Annotated in this window: 21 protein-coding genes; 4 read left to right on the top strand and 17 right to left on the bottom strand. The window is 64.0% G+C overall.

Features of this window, described 5'->3' with window-relative positions:
• Nucleotides 1–19: 19 nt before the first annotated feature.
• The 12 genes from ACK8N7_RS17695 to ACK8N7_RS17640 form a co-directional block, all read right to left on the bottom strand.
• Nucleotides 20–1,246: a site-specific integrase gene (locus ACK8N7_RS17695; protein WP_500443156.1), complete on the bottom strand. Its 1,227-nt coding sequence runs from the start codon at nt 1,244–1,246 to the stop codon at nt 20–22.
• On the bottom strand, nt 1,243–1,449 hold the full coding sequence (locus tag ACK8N7_RS17690; RefSeq protein WP_018513692.1) for an excisionase family DNA-binding protein: 207 nt from the start codon (nt 1,447–1,449) through the stop codon (nt 1,243–1,245). The genes ACK8N7_RS17695 and ACK8N7_RS17690 overlap by 4 nt, the downstream gene beginning before the upstream one ends.
• Nucleotides 1,446–2,858, bottom strand: coding sequence for a replication initiator protein RepSA (repSA, locus tag ACK8N7_RS17685; protein ID WP_500443154.1), 1,413 nt, complete (start codon nt 2,856–2,858; stop codon nt 1,446–1,448). Before repSA ends, ACK8N7_RS17690 begins: the two co-directional genes overlap by 4 nt.
• 91 nt (nt 2,859–2,949) lie before the next feature.
• The gene (locus tag ACK8N7_RS17680; protein WP_500443152.1) at nt 2,950–3,264 is read right to left on the bottom strand and encodes a SpdD-like protein; all 315 of its coding nucleotides are present in this window, start codon (nt 3,262–3,264) and stop codon (nt 2,950–2,952) included.
• Between the two features lie 27 nt (nt 3,265–3,291).
• Nucleotides 3,292–3,447 carry a hypothetical protein gene (locus ACK8N7_RS17675; RefSeq protein ID WP_010060553.1) on the bottom strand — a complete coding sequence of 52 codons (156 nt, stop codon included), beginning with the start codon at nt 3,445–3,447 and terminating at the stop codon, nt 3,292–3,294.
• 12 nt (nt 3,448–3,459) lie between these two features.
• Complete coding sequence (locus tag ACK8N7_RS17670) at nt 3,460–3,651, bottom strand: mobile element transfer protein (RefSeq protein ID WP_003967784.1); 192 nt, start codon at nt 3,649–3,651, stop codon at nt 3,460–3,462.
• A gap of 5 nt (nt 3,652–3,656) precedes the next feature.
• Nucleotides 3,657–3,842 carry a hypothetical protein gene (locus tag ACK8N7_RS17665; RefSeq protein ID WP_126931169.1) on the bottom strand — a complete coding sequence of 62 codons (186 nt, stop codon included), beginning with the start codon at nt 3,840–3,842 and terminating at the stop codon, nt 3,657–3,659.
• Nucleotides 3,843–3,860: 18 nt separating this feature from the next.
• On the bottom strand, nt 3,861–4,526 hold the full coding sequence (locus ACK8N7_RS17660; protein WP_500443149.1) for a DUF2637 domain-containing protein: 666 nt from the start codon (nt 4,524–4,526) through the stop codon (nt 3,861–3,863).
• Nucleotides 4,526–4,711, bottom strand: a complete 186-nt coding sequence (locus tag ACK8N7_RS17655; protein WP_500443147.1) for a hypothetical protein — start codon at nt 4,709–4,711, stop codon at nt 4,526–4,528. Before ACK8N7_RS17655 ends, ACK8N7_RS17660 begins: the two co-directional genes overlap by 1 nt.
• An 80-nt stretch (nt 4,712–4,791) precedes the next feature.
• The gene (locus tag ACK8N7_RS17650; protein ID WP_500443145.1) at nt 4,792–6,144 is read right to left on the bottom strand and encodes an FtsK/SpoIIIE domain-containing protein; all 1,353 of its coding nucleotides are present in this window, start codon (nt 6,142–6,144) and stop codon (nt 4,792–4,794) included.
• A gap of 2 nt (nt 6,145–6,146) precedes the next feature.
• Complete coding sequence (locus tag ACK8N7_RS17645) at nt 6,147–6,506, bottom strand: SCO3933 family regulatory protein (RefSeq protein WP_500443143.1); 360 nt, start codon at nt 6,504–6,506, stop codon at nt 6,147–6,149.
• Nucleotides 6,507–6,645: 139 nt separating this feature from the next.
• A complete protein-coding gene (locus ACK8N7_RS17640) occupies nt 6,646–7,425 on the bottom strand; it encodes a GntR family transcriptional regulator (protein ID WP_201105301.1) in 780 nt (259 codons plus the stop codon).
• An 18-nt stretch (nt 7,426–7,443) separates the two neighbouring features.
• On the opposite strand from ACK8N7_RS17640, the gene ACK8N7_RS17635 reads away from it, so the two are divergent.
• Nucleotides 7,444–7,908, top strand: a complete 465-nt coding sequence (locus ACK8N7_RS17635) for an NUDIX hydrolase (RefSeq protein WP_500443141.1) — start codon at nt 7,444–7,446, stop codon at nt 7,906–7,908.
• A 463-nt stretch (nt 7,909–8,371) separates the two neighbouring features.
• Here the strand turns inward: ACK8N7_RS17635 and ACK8N7_RS17630 are convergent, their stop codons facing one another.
• Nucleotides 8,372–9,232, bottom strand: a complete 861-nt coding sequence (locus tag ACK8N7_RS17630) for a DUF4231 domain-containing protein (RefSeq protein WP_079134260.1) — start codon at nt 9,230–9,232, stop codon at nt 8,372–8,374.
• 320 nt (nt 9,233–9,552) lie between these two features.
• Between ACK8N7_RS17630 and ACK8N7_RS17625 the strand changes: the two genes are divergently transcribed.
• The 3 genes from ACK8N7_RS17625 to ACK8N7_RS17615 are packed head-to-tail and all read left to right on the top strand — an operon-like array spanning nt 9,553 to nt 13,400.
• A complete protein-coding gene (locus ACK8N7_RS17625; protein ID WP_500443139.1) occupies nt 9,553–10,389 on the top strand; it encodes a vWA domain-containing protein in 837 nt (278 codons plus the stop codon).
• A complete protein-coding gene (locus ACK8N7_RS17620; RefSeq protein ID WP_500443138.1) occupies nt 10,386–11,216 on the top strand; it encodes a protein phosphatase 2C domain-containing protein in 831 nt (276 codons plus the stop codon). The genes ACK8N7_RS17625 and ACK8N7_RS17620 overlap by 4 nt, the downstream gene beginning before the upstream one ends.
• 3 nt (nt 11,217–11,219) lie before the next feature.
• Nucleotides 11,220–13,400 carry an AarF/UbiB family protein gene (locus ACK8N7_RS17615; RefSeq protein WP_500443137.1) on the top strand — a complete coding sequence of 727 codons (2,181 nt, stop codon included), beginning with the start codon at nt 11,220–11,222 and terminating at the stop codon, nt 13,398–13,400.
• A gap of 288 nt (nt 13,401–13,688) precedes the next feature.
• On the opposite strand, the gene ACK8N7_RS17610 is transcribed toward ACK8N7_RS17615, so the two are convergent.
• The 4 genes from ACK8N7_RS17610 to ACK8N7_RS17595 are packed head-to-tail and all read right to left on the bottom strand — an operon-like array spanning nt 13,689 to nt 15,131.
• Nucleotides 13,689–13,970, bottom strand: a complete 282-nt coding sequence (locus ACK8N7_RS17610; protein ID WP_500443135.1) for a hypothetical protein — start codon at nt 13,968–13,970, stop codon at nt 13,689–13,691.
• On the bottom strand, nt 13,967–14,710 hold the full coding sequence (locus tag ACK8N7_RS17605; RefSeq protein ID WP_500443133.1) for a GntR family transcriptional regulator: 744 nt from the start codon (nt 14,708–14,710) through the stop codon (nt 13,967–13,969). Before ACK8N7_RS17605 ends, ACK8N7_RS17610 begins: the two co-directional genes overlap by 4 nt.
• Complete coding sequence (locus ACK8N7_RS17600; RefSeq protein WP_500442924.1) at nt 14,707–14,931, bottom strand: hypothetical protein; 225 nt, start codon at nt 14,929–14,931, stop codon at nt 14,707–14,709. The genes ACK8N7_RS17605 and ACK8N7_RS17600 overlap by 4 nt, the downstream gene beginning before the upstream one ends.
• The gene (locus ACK8N7_RS17595; protein ID WP_500442926.1) at nt 14,928–15,131 is read right to left on the bottom strand and encodes a hypothetical protein; all 204 of its coding nucleotides are present in this window, start codon (nt 15,129–15,131) and stop codon (nt 14,928–14,930) included. Before ACK8N7_RS17595 ends, ACK8N7_RS17600 begins: the two co-directional genes overlap by 4 nt.
• Between the last annotated feature and the right edge of the window lie 134 nt (nt 15,132–15,265).

The raw sequence follows: 15,265 nt of genomic DNA, 5'->3' as shown, positions 1-15,265 counted from the left end.
GCGAAGTACAGCAACCGTGTCAGCCGGTACCGCCCATCGCGTCGGACAGCTTGCCGATCGCCTCGCGCACCTCTTCCTCGCTGGCCTCGGCGTAGACTTCCATCGTCATGGCGATCTGTGAGTGCCGAAGGATTCGCTGAGCGATCTTCGGGTGCACTTTGAGCGCGACCAGGAGCGAACTGCATGTGTGCCGCGTGTTCCGCAGAGGGATGACCCGGAGGCCGGCGCGGCGGGCCCGAAGTGCGAACATCCGGGTGAGGTTCCCCGGCTCGATCGGAGTGCCGTACTTGGTGGTGAACACCAGGCCGTGCGCGTCCTGCCAGAGTTCGCCCGCGGCCGTCCGGTCGCCGACCTGCTGAGCCCGGCGCATCCGTAGGGCTTTCAGGCAGAGGGACGGCAGGGGCAGGAAGTCGTCAGAGTCCTCGGTCTTGGTCTCGCGGTGGAGGATCTGCCTGCCAGCCCGCTGGATCTGGTGGTCCACGTACAGTTCGCCAGCCTCGAAGTCGATGGACTTCCACGTAAGCCCCAGAACCTCCCCGCGCCTCAGGCCGAGCGTCAGCACAAGAACCCAGGCTGCGAAGAGGTGGTCATCGCGAGCAGCAGCGTCCGCGAGGAACTGGCCGGCCTCAGCAACAGACCACGGCTTGATCCGGCGTCGACGAGGCTTCGGCACCTTCACGAGCGAGGCGACGTTCTTACCGATCTCCTCCTCTGTGACCGCATGCGTCAGGGCAGCCCGCAGAGCGTCGCGGGATGCCTGGATCACCCGGCGGGACGGGTACGACTCGCAGCAGTCTCCGACCGCGCAGCACTTCCGTCGAGCAGCCGCCCTTTTCTCGTCCTTCCCCTGGGCGCAGCACTGACAGACGGTGCCCAGCTTGGTCAGCCACTCGCGCACATCCCGGACGGTGAGCTTGTCGAGCCGCTTGGAGCCGAGGTGAGGGGTGATGTAGAGCCTGACGTACCCCTCGTACGAGACGTAGGACAGCGGGGCGAGGTTGGGCTTCACGATCGAGTCGAGCCAGTACGCCAGGAAGGCGTCGAGGGTGCGGTGCCGGGTGGCCACTGGCCCCTTCTTCGCTTCCGCGTGGAGGGCCAGCCACTTGTCGTGGACCTCTTCGCGGGCCTTGCCGTACGCGTACTTCCTTGCGCGCTTCCCGTCCGGCTTGGTCACCCAGACGTAGGCGGCGAAGCCGGTCTTGTACGGGTAGATGGAGCCCTCTCCGTTGCCGCGCTTGCCGGTCATGCCGCCCACCCTTCGGCGTCGGCGGAGACGCGCTGGATGTACTCGTCCACCCAGGCCGGGAGGATGCGGCGGTTGCGGCCGACTTTCACGGAGCGGATCTCCCCGGTGAGCACGAGCATTTTCGTCTTGGAGAGCCCGAAGCCGAGCATCTCGGCGACCTCGGTGGTGGAGTGCCACTTGCGCTCGATCACGGTGGTGGTCATGCAGCTGTCCCTTCCAGAGCGTCATACCGGGCTTCGCGGGCGGTCTCGCGGTTGGTCTGGAGATCACGGGCGATGGTGGCGGCAAGGGCCCCTTCGCCGGGGGTGTGCCCGTGGCCGACGTACTGCCAGTCGGTCAGGACGAGGACGGTGTCCGGTTCGCGGTCGGCGAGGCCGAGAGCAGACGCTTCCTGGGCGGCGCGGTAGTCGGCGCGTTCCTGACGGAGGGCGCCGAGGGTGGTGGAGTAGGTGCGGGACTTGGACGAGAAGTGGCCGCGGAAGCCGAGCATGTGGGCCCAGGCCCAGAGACGTCGGTCCGGATAGAGGCTGTCGAGCTCACGGCATGCGGTGATGAGCCGACGGGTGTGATCGGGAACGCGGTGGCGGTCGAGTTCGGCGAGTTCACCGATACGGCGGTCCAGGGTGCCGGTGTTCTCGGCGGCTTTGGTGGCGTACTTGGCCACGTACGAGGCGACTGCCTGTTCGGTGACATCTGAACCGTCGCCGAAGGCCTTGACCGGGCGGACGTCGAGCTGTCGGCCCCATCGAAAGGTCCGGGCCGGCTGTTCACCGGCAGCCGGGACAGAGATCGACGTGTACGAGTGCGCGGCTGCGGCGCGGATCGCGTCGGTGAGGAGATCGACGGTGGCCCAAGAGGGCGGCGGCGTACGAGGTCCCTCGGGGCCGTCGAGACGTACGACGGCGTGGAAGTGGAGGGCTCCGCGCTTCTGGAATTCGGCGACCTTGCCGAAGGAGAGGCGGAGATGGTCGCCCAGCTCACGGCGTGGGATTCCTGCGTGGATGGCGAGTTCGCGGCGGAGTCGGGTGGTGAAACGCTGCCAGAGCTCCCCGGCGTGGTTGTTGAAGAGCACTGCGCCCGCGTAGTCGTAGGTCTCCGGGTCAAGGGCGGAGCCCAGGTCCCCGGAGTCCGAGGCGTGCGCCGTGCCGCACCGGCAGGTGCCCCGGTCGGGGCGGTTGTGGACAGGGCCGAACGAGGGTGCGGTGAGGGTGGCGAATACGCGCGGGTGGTCGCGGACGGCGGCGGTGATGTCGCGGCGGTCGTCTCCGGCGAGGCCGGCGCGGATCAGGTGGTAGGTGTCGCCCGCGTAGGTCCAGGCGCAGGAAGGGCAACGGGAGGCGCGGCGGTTGCCGCAGGCGATGCGGAGGCGTCCGCCCGGCTCGTGCGCGGTCGAGTAGCGGTGCAGGGTCTCGCCGGTGGTCTTGTCCTTGTGGGTTACCCAGCCGCTCAGATGAACGGGGTCGGCACAGCCGCCGGTGCGGCGGATCTGGTCCTCCCAGCGGGTGTAGTCGGAGGCCGAGGCCACCCGGAGGACGTCCCCGAGGACGGTCGGGTCGAGCTGTGGGGCGGGCATGGACCGCTTCTGCTTCGAGGGTGAGGGCCGGTGGGCCATGCTGGGGGTTCCTTCCGGTTGCGAGATCGATCGGTGGGCACGGCTCCCGGGCGGCGGATGCTTGGCGGTATCGAGGCCGCCCGGGGGCCGGTCAGCGGCGTTTGGCGTCGGACGCGATCAGGGAGCGCAGGACGACCGCGCAGACGGCGACCGAGGCGCTGGTGACGGCGACCGCCAGGAACAGCGAGACCAGGACTGTGCCGACGACCAGGACGACGGCAGTACCGGCACCGACGAGCGCGACCGCACTGCGGGGGGTGAGCTGTACAACCGGACGGGACGGCTCAGGGGTGGCGGCGGGTGCCGGGGCAGGCGTGCCCGGCGTGATGGTGGTCGGCTGGACGACGGCGGGCGGGGTGACCAGGCCCGAGGGCTGCGGCATGGTCGGGATCTTGGGCTGGAACATGAGTGGTTCTCCTCTCCCGGGCGCGGGTTACTTGACGGCGGTGTCGATGACGGACGCGAAGAGGCTGTCGGCGAGGAGGTAGCCGCCGAGGAGGAGCACGCAGATCAGCCACACCGGCGGACGGAAGAGCTTGATGCCGAGGTAGCCGACGACCAGCAGGGCAATCCAGAGGGGGACGTCCATGGACGCTGTCTCCTAACGGACGGTGCAGCGGTGGGTACGGGCGGCGAGTTGGGCGGCGGTCCGACTGGAGTAGTCGGCGGACCAGCCGCAGCGGTCGGCAGTGCAGACGGCGGCGTGGGCAGTGCGGCCGGTGCGGTCCCGGTGGGTGCCGATCTGCACGGGGCCGATACGCATCACGGAGTGGAAGCTGTCGCGGGCGGGCATGCCGGTCAGCCCCTGTCGGTCGTCGGGTCGGTGTACTGGGCGCGGATACTGCGGGCGGTGGCCGGGTCGTCGACGCGCCGTGCGGCTTCCTCGGCGAGTAGGTGAGCGAGGAAGGGACGTCCGGCTGCGGCCATCTCACGCGCTCCGTCGAGGTAGTCGGCCACGGTCAGGTCGGCGGGATCGTGGGTCATCTCAGTTCTCCTTTGCGGTCAGCTGAGGCGGGCGGCGATGGCGTCGGCGAGGTGGGGCGGAACGCCGAGGCGGGAGCGGAGGGTTTCGGTGTCGATCGGTGATCCGGTGCGGGTGCGGTACTCGTCGGCGACCTTGCGGGCGTGGTCGATCAGCACGGCGGGGACGGGCGTATCCGGGGACGGGGCCGGTGGCGAGGGCAGGGCGGTTGGCGCAGGGAGTTCATCGGCCGGGGATGGGATCGGGGCGGCGTCAGGCACACGCGTCGGCCCGACGTCTTTCGTCTCCACGACGGAGGCTGGCGGAGCTGGCTCCGGCTTCCCCGATGAGTGGGCGAGGAGAGTGCCGCCGAGGAAGGCGAGTGCGGGCCATCCGGCGATGCCGAGCCGGAGCGGGGCCGGCGGGTCGGCCAGGTCGAGGAACCCGGCGGTGGCGACGTTGGCGCCGAGCGACGCGAACAGGGCGATCAGGAACCAGCACCAGGCCAACCGAGTCGGACCCTCGCTACGCAGCCGACGCCAGGCGGCGACAAGGAGCAGGTCGACGCTGACCGGGTAGGCCCATGCCTTCCAGCCGTCCTGTCCGGCCGCGGCGGCGAGGTCGTGCAGGTGCGCGAAGGACAGAGCCCCGGCGATGACCGCCTGGATCAACACCGCGTCGATCCGGAGACCGTGCCGGGCGCCCATCAGGAGTCCTCAGCGGGGTCGGAGTCGTCCGGGAACGTGTCCGGCGGCGGCTCCGGCAGCGACACGGCGAGGGACGGGCTGACGACGTCCACGAAGTCGAGGTCGGCGCCAGCCATGTCGGCGTACAGGGCGAGTTGGCCGAGCAGAAGCACGGTCAGGGCGAAGTCCTCGCAGTCGGGGCACATGGCGGTTCTCCCTTCTCTGGGCATGGCAGTGGTAGGGACTCGGCGCGAAGACGGTCACGCCTACCGGGTGGGGGGAGAGATCAGGCGGTGGCCGGAGAGGCCTTCGCCGATGGCACAAGCTCGGGGGCGGTGCCGGTGGTGGGCCGGAAGGGGGCCAGCTCGGGCAGGTCCGGGGTCCTGTCGGCGTACCGGTTGCAGAGGTTCACGGCCTGGCGGAGCGAGGTGTGCGGAGCGCGGATGCGATGCCAACCGCCGGACGCGTCTCCCGCGATGGCTAGGCCTCGCAGTTCGGCGGGAATCTGGATGGCGGCGAGGACCGCGTCCGGGGCGATGTCGCCGAAGGCCATGTTGGCGGAGGTCTCGTCGTTGAGACGGTGGGCGGTGCGGCCGGTGAGTTGGGCGCGGAGCATGGTGATGCCCTTGCCGAGTTCGGAGCCGAAGCGCTGTCCGCAGATTTCGAGGTAGATACCGGCGGCGCGGCCGAGCTGCGCGAGACGGACCAGGGCGGTGATGATGCGGTCCCGCCGCCTCTCCTCCTCCTTCGTTGCGTACAGGGCGAGTTCGGCCACCTCGTCGACCAGGACGACGACCGGGGTCGGGCGGAGCTCATCAGGTAGGTCCCAGATGTCGGCGGCGATCTCCGCGTCCGGCACATTGACGGTGATGCGCTGCTGGGTACGGATGAGGCGGTAGACGTCCGCCATCCGCGCCACGAGTGCATCGAGGAGTTCGGCAGCGGTGTCCGGGCTGTCGGCCAGCGCTGAGAACCGGCGCGCCAGTGGGAAGAGTTCGACCCCCTGCTTGCAGTCGATGCCGACGAGGGCGACGTCCAGAGGAGCAAGGCCGGCGACCAGGTTGCGTTGGTAGACCGACTTGCCGGACTCCGTGGCGCCGAGGGTGAGGGCGTGAGGTATCGCGCGGTAGTCGCGGTAGTGCACCGACCCGTCCTCCCGAAGGGCGACCGGTACTCGCATCGCCCGGGTCTCCGTCTCAGCAGGCATCTGCACCCGCTTGAGCACGTCGTATCCGGTCATCCGCACCTCGACGACACCGGACCGCACCTCACGCGAGGTCACGCCGAACATCGAGAACGAGTGCCGAAGCCGGTCCGAGGCCGCGGCGATGTCGAAGACGTCCTGGCCGGGGCGAAGCTTGAGTCGGAGGACCAGGCCGGTGCGAGTCGGCCGCAGTCGCCGGATACGCGGTGGGCGGGGCTCAGGAATCGGACGGTTGGTGGCCCGAGCCAGAGATAACCGCCAACGCGCCGGCGGAACGGTCAACCCGCACGCGTCCATGACCGAGCGGTACCGAACCAAGACCCTCAGCGCGGCCAGAGTGACCCCGAAGGCCAGCCAGTACCAGGCGGGCCGCCGCCACCGCAGGAGACCCGCAGCAGCGACGACCAGCACCAGAGCGACCGTGAAGGCGGTCATGATCAGGCCGCCTTCGACCCTGTGGCGGCGACGTCGGCGAGCGAGGTGACCGCGACCGCGCGGAACGCGATGCCGTGCCGCCGCTGGCCGTTGAAGTCGTTCTCCCACGGACGGGCGACCAGGCCGGTGAGCGCGACCGGCGTACCCATGGCCAGCTCACCGGTGATCCCGGGCTCCGGAACGGTGACGGACAGGATCTCCACCTCCTCGTTCGCCGCGAACATCACGTCCACGGTCATGAGCTGAGCACCGGTCTCCATGTCGGTGGCGATCTCACCGGTGCGGCGGTCACGGACCTTGACCTGCGGAGTCTTGGCGACCATCACGACAGCGCCGGAGGTGTCGACGGGAATCTGACGCACAGCAGATCACTCCTCTATAGATGCTGAACTCCGTCACTCATGTACATGAGTGACATGAAGAAGAGTGCCGGACTCCTGTACATGAGTCAACCCGCCGCGAAGAAGAACTCGCGACGGGTTGCGGGTAGTTGAGCGGACGTCAGTCGTCGGCAGGGATCCGATACTCGAAAACGAACTGGTCAGCGGCCATGAGCGTGTCGCACACCTCGACCACCCGACCCACGGTCGTACGGGCCTCCCGGATCAGGTGAACCACGGGCGCACCCGGGCTGAGAGCCAGTTCCGACGCTTCCGACTTCGAGGCCGGGCGCGCTTGCAGCGTCTCGACGAACTCCGCGAACTCATGGCCGTGGTCTTCGAGTCGGGCGTAGATGCCTCCGCCCCCAGGGTTCTCGGCGAACAGCTCAGGGATCTCCTTCACCACGTCCCAGGGCAGGTACGACGAGGCGGTCTCCACCGGGGTGCCGTTACGGAAGTAGAGGCGCCGGCGGGCCAACACCTGCGTACCAGCGGGGACGCCCAGGCGCTCGGCGGCATCCTCGGGCGCGTCCATGGGACCGATGTAGAGGACGCTGACTTTCGCGGTGGCGCCGGACTGTGCGGACTCCGCGAGGTAGGCGGCCTGGCCACCCTGCCGGAGCGAGCGCCGGAACCGATCGGAGGAGCGGTGCCGTACGGGGGGCCGGTTCTTCACAATCGAGCCCTTGCCATGCCTGGTCTCGACGAGCCCACTCGCCCGTACCTCGACCATGGCCTTACGGATCGTCCCACCGGAGACGCCGTAGCGGTCCACCAGCTCGGATTCGCTCGGCACCATGTCGCCAGCCTTGAGGACCCCTGCCCGGATCTGCTGCACGAGGTCATCAGCGATCTGTACATACCGAGGACCGGAACCGGCCCCTCCCGCCGCAGTTCCCATAGTCCTTCCCTGCCTCCTATGCTCCTCTACATGAGTCAACCACAGGAAGCGACACCCACTCCCCTGCACTCCGTGTCCGTCGCCGGAGTAGTGGTGCGCGAGGACGGCCGCCTCCTGGCAATCCGCCGAGCCGACAACGGCACCTGGGAGCTCCCCGGCGGCATCCTCGAACTCAACGAGACACCAGAGGCCGGCGTTACCCGCGAGGTCTGGGAAGAGACAGGCATCCACGTCGAGGTGGACCAGCTCACCGGCGTATACAAGAACACGACCCGAGGCATCGTCGCCCTGGTCTTCCGCTGCAAGCCCTCTGGTGGCACTGAGCGCACATCAAGCGAGTCGACAGCCGTCTCCTGGCTCACCCCCGACGAGGTCAGCGAGCGCATGGCCGAGGTCTACGCGGTCCGTCTTCTGGACGCCCTGGACGGCAACGGCCCTCACGTGCGGAGCCACGACGGCAAGCAGCTCATCACAGCGGGATAAGACTTTCTCTACTTCATCAAGGCCCGCGCACGGCGCGGGCGCGCGCCGCCTCGACGGCGCGGCCTGCCTCTGTCTTCGCCCCGGCTGGCCGCGCCCGGCGGCGCGCTGCGTGCATGCGGGCAAGGGCCGGACGTTATCCGCGGGCACAAGATGATGCCTCCGGCGGGGGATCGGCCGACACCGGGGTGGAGTGGCGCGATTGCCGACCGCGAGCCCGTCGTGGCGTGCGTTGAAGGGAATCCCATCCCGCCCGCCGTCGACCCAGGCAGAGCCGAGCAGACGCGGCCCATGGCGTCCAGGTCGTTCGTACAGTGGCGCGCTCCACCTGGACGCCATGAACCACGCCCGCTCCACGGTGTGTGGGTCGACGGCGGACGGGATGGGCGCAGGTGTGCAGGCAGGGAGAAAGCTGCGCCTCGGCCATGTCGTAGGACAAGTGAGAGCCTGAGGTACTCGGGTCGAATCAAGCTAGCCCTGTTGAAGAGCGACTCCATTCAGCAGATCCGGCAACGTGTTCTTCCACAGGCTGATCCAATTGTTGTTGCCGACGCCGCTGTTCATTCCGGAACACCTCCACCCGCTCAACGAAGCGTGCGAGAGATTCTTGACGATTCATCCCCGAGTAGTCTGCAATACCCAGCGTCATCGCGTTGACCTCTTGTTCAATAAGGTCTGCGGTCTGCTGGAGGTAGAAACTGCGCTCACGGAATTTGAAGTACCCCATAAAACCTGCAGCAAGTCCGACAGTAAAACTCAAACCAACTGTAGCCCATTGCGCAAGCGTCATCTCACCCGATTGCAGCGCAGCTACGGTAGTTGTGCAAAGCGATCCGACAATAATTACGGACTGAAGCCTGTTGTGAATCTTTCGATACTTATCGCTTTCTTCTTGATACTGTGCAATATGTGCAGCCACATCTGCTTTATAAAGGCTCTGGCTAATCTGGCTCGCAACGCTATTGCTTGCCTCTGTCCAGCGCAGATCATCTCGAATTCTCTCAAGCGTGGCTTCTGCCTCCTCTAGGGAGGGTAGACCTTTCCTGCGAACCCATGCCTTGATAAATACCGATACTCCACCGAAAGCTGCTACGAGGACACTGCAAACTAGGATCAGCTTTTCGACGATTGCGTTACCCCAGGCGACCGCCGAAGCTAGCCCACCGACGAGGACAGCGGTTGCCACCACGGCCAAGCAAACTCGAAACCAGCGGTTCGTTCGACGGCGCGCAAGCAGTACCGCCTCCGCCTCCGCTACTTGCCGCTTGAGGGACCTAGCCAGGCGCCGGCTGGCGCCACTCTCAGTACTGCTCTCTTCCGCGGACATGCTCCTCCTCGCTCCGACCTGGGTAGCTTAGAGTGCCTTACTGCTCCGGAATGCTGAATTCCACTTATGAAGTACGTGCTGTCGATCGGCCCAGTTGCGAACGGACTGGTGCTAAGCCCCTGGTCACGGCTGCTGGCGCAATGTGGAGGTGCCGACTCTTGACCTGCGCCCACGACACTCCGCCTTAGCCTCTTGCCCTCAAGTTCAGCTCAACAGCCTGCCATACACACACTGTGAGACTAGGCTAGGAAGTCCTGACGGGGGCCAGTCGGCAGGTGCAGCCTGGGCTCAACCCGAATCACAATGTCCAGGAGGCCGAGATGGCATACACAGCAGAGATCAGCCGCAGTAACCCTGCTTGCATCGTCTTCCTAGTAGACCGGTCCGGGTCTATGGCGAGTGCGATCGGCGGCGACATCCCGCAGCCTAAGGCAGAAGTGGTTGCTGACGCGATTAATCGCCTTCTTTATGAGCTGACCATCAAGTGTGCCAAGGAGTCAGGCGTCCGCGATTACTTCCATGTTGCGGTCATTGGGTACGGTGAATCCGTAGGTTCCGCTTTCGACGGCAAACTCGCTGAACGTGACCTAATTCCCCTGTCGCTCATTGCGGACAATCCGGCAAGAGTGGATCAGCGCATCAGGAAGGTTCCTGACGGGGCTGGCGGTCTCGTGGAAACAGCTGCAAGCTTTCCGGTTTGGATGGAGCCGGTGGCACGCGGGGGAACACCTATGAATCGCGCGTTGCAGTACGCCGATAATTTGGTATCAAGGTGGGTTGAAGAACACCCAGGAGGCTTTCCTCCGATTGTACTGAACCTCACAGATGGTCAGTCCACAGATGGCGATCCCACCGAGGCCGGTAAAGCAATCTGCATCCACACGACTGCAGACGGCTCACCCCTTCTGTTTAACCTTCACGTGTCAGCTGCCGGCGGTCAGCCTCTAACATTCCCCCAATCTGACAAGGCACTACCAGACTCGTACTCACGTCTCCTTTTTGCCATGTCTAGTTCACTTCCTGGACACATGCGCTCTTATGCGGCGTCCCTAGGGCATCGAGTCAGCGATGAAACTCGCGGGTTTGTGTACAATGCAGATATTACCGCCGTGGTTCAATTCCTCGATATCGGTACGCGCGCAACGGATTTGCGGTGAATCCCCATCCTGTTGCTGTACAGGCTTCGTTAATCCCCAAGAAGGGGAGCAGCGAGGACGAGTGCGAGGACTCCTTTTGCATAGACCGTGACCTCTCTTTCGGCAATCAGCGGCTCGGCCCCGTCGCGGTGGCCATTTCCGATGGCGCAACTGAAAGCATGTTTGCGAAGAAATGGGCAAGAATGATCACCCGGCATGCCGCCGACAGTTCTCGTTGCATTCCGGACGGCTTCACGGGTTCAGGGGATAATTTCCGCCATTTCGTTAGGCAGATTATGGACCGCTGGGAGAGTTGGGTTTCCAGCTACGTAAAACAGCGTGTTGCCTCTGGTCGCCCATTGCGTTGGTATGAAGAGGCAAAATTGGCATCGGGGGCATTCGCCACGCTGTTAGCTGTGCATTTCGAAGAAGCACCAGAGGGCCGCTGGCATGCGGCAGCTCTAGGAGACTCTTGCCTATTTCAAATCAGAGGTCAGAGGGTTATCAGCCAATTTCCCGTACAGTCCTCTGCAGATTTCGGGGTTAACCCGGATCTCTTGGGGAGCAAGGCCGACTTGGATACTGTATGCGAGCGCACCTATTTTGGTCGCGGATCGTTTACGTGTGGCGACGAGTTCTTCCTCATGACGGATGCGCTTGCTGCCTGGTTCACGTATGCCGTCGAAAACGCTACTCCTAGCCAAATAGAAGAAGTGCTAGATAAGGTAAGAATATTCAGCCATGCCGAAAATAGGTCGGTATTCGAGTCCTGGCTATCGTCAATGATAATCAGTGGGAGACTCCGGAACGACGACATCACCCTCATACGCATTTACATTTCGGAGTGATCGATGACCGGCTCCCATGCCGATCCGGCGAATGAGCCCGAAGCTCGAAGGATGCCCACCGGGTCTCAATACTCCACAGCTTTGCAAAATACGCGACTTTGCTTCGACCTAGCGGAGCTCAAGAACACCAAGCCTGTAATGAATGCAATTGGCGTACCGAAACCTATCTCCGGGAGTTCGGCAACTGTGTTCTCGCTTATTGGTGATGATGGGCTGCAACACACAGCGATCAAATGCTTCACCAGAGAAGTGCGGGGCCAGGAGCGTAGGTATGAAAAGATCAGCGAACACCTCGCGCGAGTCGACATTGATTCCCTTTCGCAACCCTGGAAAATGGACTTTGAGTACATCCCTGAGGGGATCCTCGTGGAGGGCGCTCGATACCCCATCCTTAGAATGAGATGGGTCGATGGCATACAGCTTTCAAATTGGCTAAATAGTCACTACCAGGACCAGGAAGCCGTCGCCGAAGTAGCTCGCAACTTTGCCGAGATCGTAAACGATCTGCATCAGAATAATATGGCCCATGGAGACCTTCAGCACGGAAATTTGTTGGTGGCTCCGGATCGCACGTTGCGGTTGGTGGATTATGACGGTCTGTTCGTGCCATCGCTGGCGGGTCAACGGGGCACTGAAATTGGACATCGAAATTATCAGTCCCCATACCGGACTCTCGATGACTTCGGTCCTAATATAGACAACTTCTCATCTTGGGTGATCTATACGACACTTACCGCCGTAGCTGCGGACCCCGCGCTTTGGCCACAAATTCATGAGTCAGATGGCGAATCCTTACTTCTCTCTGAGGATGACTTCTTGGATCCAGCCGGGTCGGCACACTTTCCAGGACTGCTGCGTCACCCAAACCCTGTTGTGAAAAACTCCATGGAGCGGCTCGCGCGTCTTTGTGGAGAACAGTTTGACGAAATCCCAGAATTTGACTTAAAATCGCTCTCCGTTGAAATAGATGCAGGCATGCATGGTCTCACCGATTCTCCGTTAAGACCCAATGCCGACGCTAAGCCGGGTAGGCCGGCTTGGCTCGAAACGCATCTTGCAGAAAACTCCGGGCGGCAAGATTTTTCTGTGGAGGGTTTCCAGGGATGGCGGCGGAAAGAGTTCTTCCTGTGCTTGCTTGGCGCCTTTGTCACCATTGCGCCTATCGCGATAGGTGGGGCTGGACTTCTCGATGTGGGCAGTGTGGTTTCAGGTGTGGCGGTCCTTCTGCTGTTCTTTGCTTTTCTGTCGGCTTTGGTTCGCGCTAGACGCCCTGAATTGGAGGCGCTGCGTAATAGTCAGAGAAGTTTGAATCAACTTGTCTACCTGACGCGAGATGCATCGGTCGATTATGCGGTGGTCCGCGAAGAGCTTGATCAGCTAATTGCCGACGAAGAAGCTAGGGTGGAGGTGAATGCAGAAAAAAATCACGAACTTACGGTCCAGTTGCATCGAGATTTCGCACGCATAGAATCTGAGAGAAAACTTGCGGTGTCGGAGCTAGATGGAGAGTTGCGATTGGTGAGAGCTGAGAAGGACGGCTCTGTCGCTGAGATTCTGCATCCCCTTCAGGAGCCCTGGGTGACGGAAAGGTTGTCGTCGTATCTGTTTAGGAAGGTTCGCCTATCCGGAATAACGTCGAAGCACGTAAGTGCGCTCGCCAAATTGAACCTTCATTCGGCGGCGGACATCATTGGAGTTAAGCTCGTCAAGGGTGGCACGGGCGCGTTGCTCGTAACCCCTGACGGGAAAACTGTAAAGGTTGCTGGGGTCGGACCGGCGAAGGCAAATACTCTGTATGCGTGGCGTCAGCGATGTGAAGAAGAGGCAAGAGAATCGTGTCCTGTGATTCTCTCTGCAGAACAGGACTCGGAGATCGAGCGCATGTTCAAACGGAGGCTTGACGAGATTCAAGATCGAAGGAAATCGGTCGAACAGGTGGCGGAGCAAAAGCGAAGCACTGCTAGGCGAGATCTCGGGACTGCCCGCACCCTGCTCGCTGACCTTCACCAGGAAGAGCTGGATATCCTGCGAACCCAAATCGCGAAACTCAGCCTACGCCTGGCAGATATTCGAGCAGACGCGGCGGAGATGCACAGATTGAATGAGGCGAGAACTCGGCTGCGGGCAGGCGCACGAAAAGTCTCGTACTTTAGGTATCTTCAGTTCCTGTTCCTTCGACAGTGAGTTGTCGACGAGGATAGCCTTTTATCTTAACTGCGTGACAACGCCGACAGACAGCGGCGGACACCTGCACACATCTGCGGACCACCGCAACAGGTAAGAGGTGCACCTGCCCCTGATCGAGCGCCCGTCTAATTTGCTCCGAGACGAAACGGTCCTCGGGCTATCCGCGGCCGGCCGAAGTCAGACAACGCCAGAAGCCCACGACGTCTGAGCTGGTCAGAGCCGCGGGCTTCTCTTCCTGTGCAGATCAGCGGGAGCGGGGATCAGTAGGCGGGCTCACGTGTTCGCTCACGCCGGGATGTGGCCGCGGCTAGTTGCGACGCGGAGGATGTCCCGCAGAGCCCCGGTCAGCTCTTTGACCAGGCACCGCATGTCGTCGAGTGACGTCCCCTGGTTGTCGAGAGCCTCTGAGGCTTCCTCCAACAGTTTGCTTGCCGTGTCGAGTTGGATCGCTTCGATGCTGTCCGCGAGGCGGGACATGTAGCCGTCCGGGTCGTCGGTGCTCAGGTAGCAGGGCTTGTCTCCCGGGCCCGACCACGGGAGGAGCCGAAGTTCGTTCGGTGTTGTCATCCTTGGGTTGGCCTCTCGTTGACCACGTGGTGGGCGGTGAAGACGGCGTCGACTCGGTCTCCCGGGAAGGCCAGGAGCGCGGCTTCAACGACGCGACCGGTGGCGTCGGTGGCGATGCGCGTGATCGAGAGAACGGCCATGTTGTTGCCGATGCGGAGGGCCGACGCTTCGTCTGGGGTAGGGGAGCGGGCGGAGACCGTCTCTCGGATGGTGGCCGGCGACGGGCCGAGGACGGCGAATCTCGTGGCTGCCTTCCGGCACACGGAGTCGTTGTCGAGGACTCCGGCCGGGGCCAGGTCGCGCGGGATGTAGATGCGGGCCAGGCCGTGAGGCGAACCCTGTTCGAGGCTGAGGCAGGTGTACTCCGCGAGTGGGCTGCCCGTTGGCACCTTCAGCAGCGTCGTCAGGTGCACGGAGGCCGGAACCGTGGTGCTGCGAACCGTGATGCGCAGCGTTGGCTCAGCGGCGGTCCAGGGGTCCAGCGTGCCCCAGCCGCTGACGTACATGATCTTGCGGCGCGGGTGACGGACGTAGTTGCCCTTGCCGTGGATCTTCTCGACGAGTCCTTCGCCCTGGAGCACGGCGAGAGCGCGTCGCAGGGTCACCGTGCTGACCCTGTACCGGGCGGCTAGGCCGGCTTCGGACGGGAGGCGTTCGCCAGGCTTGATGCTGCCCGTTGTGATCTGGTGGCGTAGGTCGTCGGCGATGTCGTGATGGCGTCGGTGCACGGAGCGGGTCACCGCCTTCTCAGCAGTCGCAGGGCGGTGAGTCGGGTGCGGGCGTGTATGGCCAGCAGTTCGCCCGACTCGAAGACCAGTTGCTTGGCCCCCTGGGGAAGCTGGAAGAGGTCTCTCACTCGGCAGGCCTGACCGCCGAGTTGGATGATGTCGCCGCGCTGCACGGTGGCCGCAGTGACCTCGACGGTGGAGACCAGCGCGCCGCCGGGGGCTGGGGTCCTCACGCCATCGCCTCCACGGGCACGAACGGGTCGGGGGCCGAGTGGCACGGGCAGACGCACACCTCGTAGATCACAGGCACGTCCTCCGTCGCCTCAGGCGGGGACGGCTCGGTGCAGGAGTGGTGCGTCCCGATCCAGCAGGCGATCGAGCGGTAGGGGGCGGAAGTCCTGCCCGCCGGGTGCAGTTCTCGGCGAGGAGGCATCAGTGGGCCCCCGCGAGTGCCGACCAGGCATCGGTCGGCAGGTGCGGGGCGACGAGCACCGTGCGCGTCCGTGCACGCTCTTCCCACGCCAGCAGGTACGGCCGGACAAGCGCGACGTCCTCTCCCCTCAGCGG

Source organism: Streptomyces griseobrunneus (genome assembly GCF_046713465.1).
Classification (GTDB): Bacteria; Actinomycetota; Actinomycetes; order Streptomycetales; family Streptomycetaceae; genus Streptomyces; species Streptomyces microflavus.
Note: the sequence above shows the minus strand (reverse complement) of the source record. Positions and strands in the feature narration are given on the sequence as shown.

Bases quoted from the DNA above. Each gene is read 5' to 3' on its own strand.
- repSA (WP_500443154.1), bottom strand. From the start codon at position 2,858: ATGGCCCACCGGCCCTCACCCTCGAAGCAGAAGCGGTCCATGCCCGCC.
- ACK8N7_RS17660 (WP_500443149.1), bottom strand. From the start codon at position 4,526: ATGGGCGCCCGGCACGGTCTCCGGATCGACGCGGTGTTGATCCAGGCG.
- ACK8N7_RS17670 (WP_003967784.1), bottom strand. From the start codon at position 3,651: ATGCCCGCCCGCGACAGCTTCCACTCCGTGATGCGTATCGGCCCCGTG.
- ACK8N7_RS17640 (WP_201105301.1), bottom strand. From the start codon at position 7,425: ATGGGAACTGCGGCGGGAGGGGCCGGTTCCGGTCCTCGGTATGTACAG.
- ACK8N7_RS17635 (WP_500443141.1), top strand. From the start codon at position 7,444: ATGCTCCTCTACATGAGTCAACCACAGGAAGCGACACCCACTCCCCTG.
- ACK8N7_RS17675 (WP_010060553.1), bottom strand. From the start codon at position 3,447: ATGGACGTCCCCCTCTGGATTGCCCTGCTGGTCGTCGGCTACCTCGGC.
- ACK8N7_RS17665 (WP_126931169.1), bottom strand. From the start codon at position 3,842: ATGACCCACGATCCCGCCGACCTGACCGTGGCCGACTACCTCGACGGA.
- ACK8N7_RS17615 (WP_500443137.1), top strand. From the start codon at position 11,220: ATGACCGGCTCCCATGCCGATCCGGCGAATGAGCCCGAAGCTCGAAGG.
- ACK8N7_RS17630 (WP_079134260.1), bottom strand. From the start codon at position 9,232: ATGTCCGCGGAAGAGAGCAGTACTGAGAGTGGCGCCAGCCGGCGCCTG.
- ACK8N7_RS17610 (WP_500443135.1), bottom strand. From the start codon at position 13,970: ATGACAACACCGAACGAACTTCGGCTCCTCCCGTGGTCGGGCCCGGGA.
- ACK8N7_RS17695 (WP_500443156.1), bottom strand. From the start codon at position 1,246: ATGACCGGCAAGCGCGGCAACGGAGAGGGCTCCATCTACCCGTACAAG.
- ACK8N7_RS17595 (WP_500442926.1), bottom strand. From the start codon at position 15,131: ATGCCTCCTCGCCGAGAACTGCACCCGGCGGGCAGGACTTCCGCCCCC.
- ACK8N7_RS17680 (WP_500443152.1), bottom strand. From the start codon at position 3,264: ATGTTCCAGCCCAAGATCCCGACCATGCCGCAGCCCTCGGGCCTGGTC.
- ACK8N7_RS17690 (WP_018513692.1), bottom strand. From the start codon at position 1,449: ATGACCACCACCGTGATCGAGCGCAAGTGGCACTCCACCACCGAGGTC.
- ACK8N7_RS17625 (WP_500443139.1), top strand. From the start codon at position 9,553: ATGGCATACACAGCAGAGATCAGCCGCAGTAACCCTGCTTGCATCGTC.
- ACK8N7_RS17650 (WP_500443145.1), bottom strand. From the start codon at position 6,144: ATGACCGCCTTCACGGTCGCTCTGGTGCTGGTCGTCGCTGCTGCGGGT.
- ACK8N7_RS17655 (WP_500443147.1), bottom strand. From the start codon at position 4,711: ATGTGCCCCGACTGCGAGGACTTCGCCCTGACCGTGCTTCTGCTCGGC.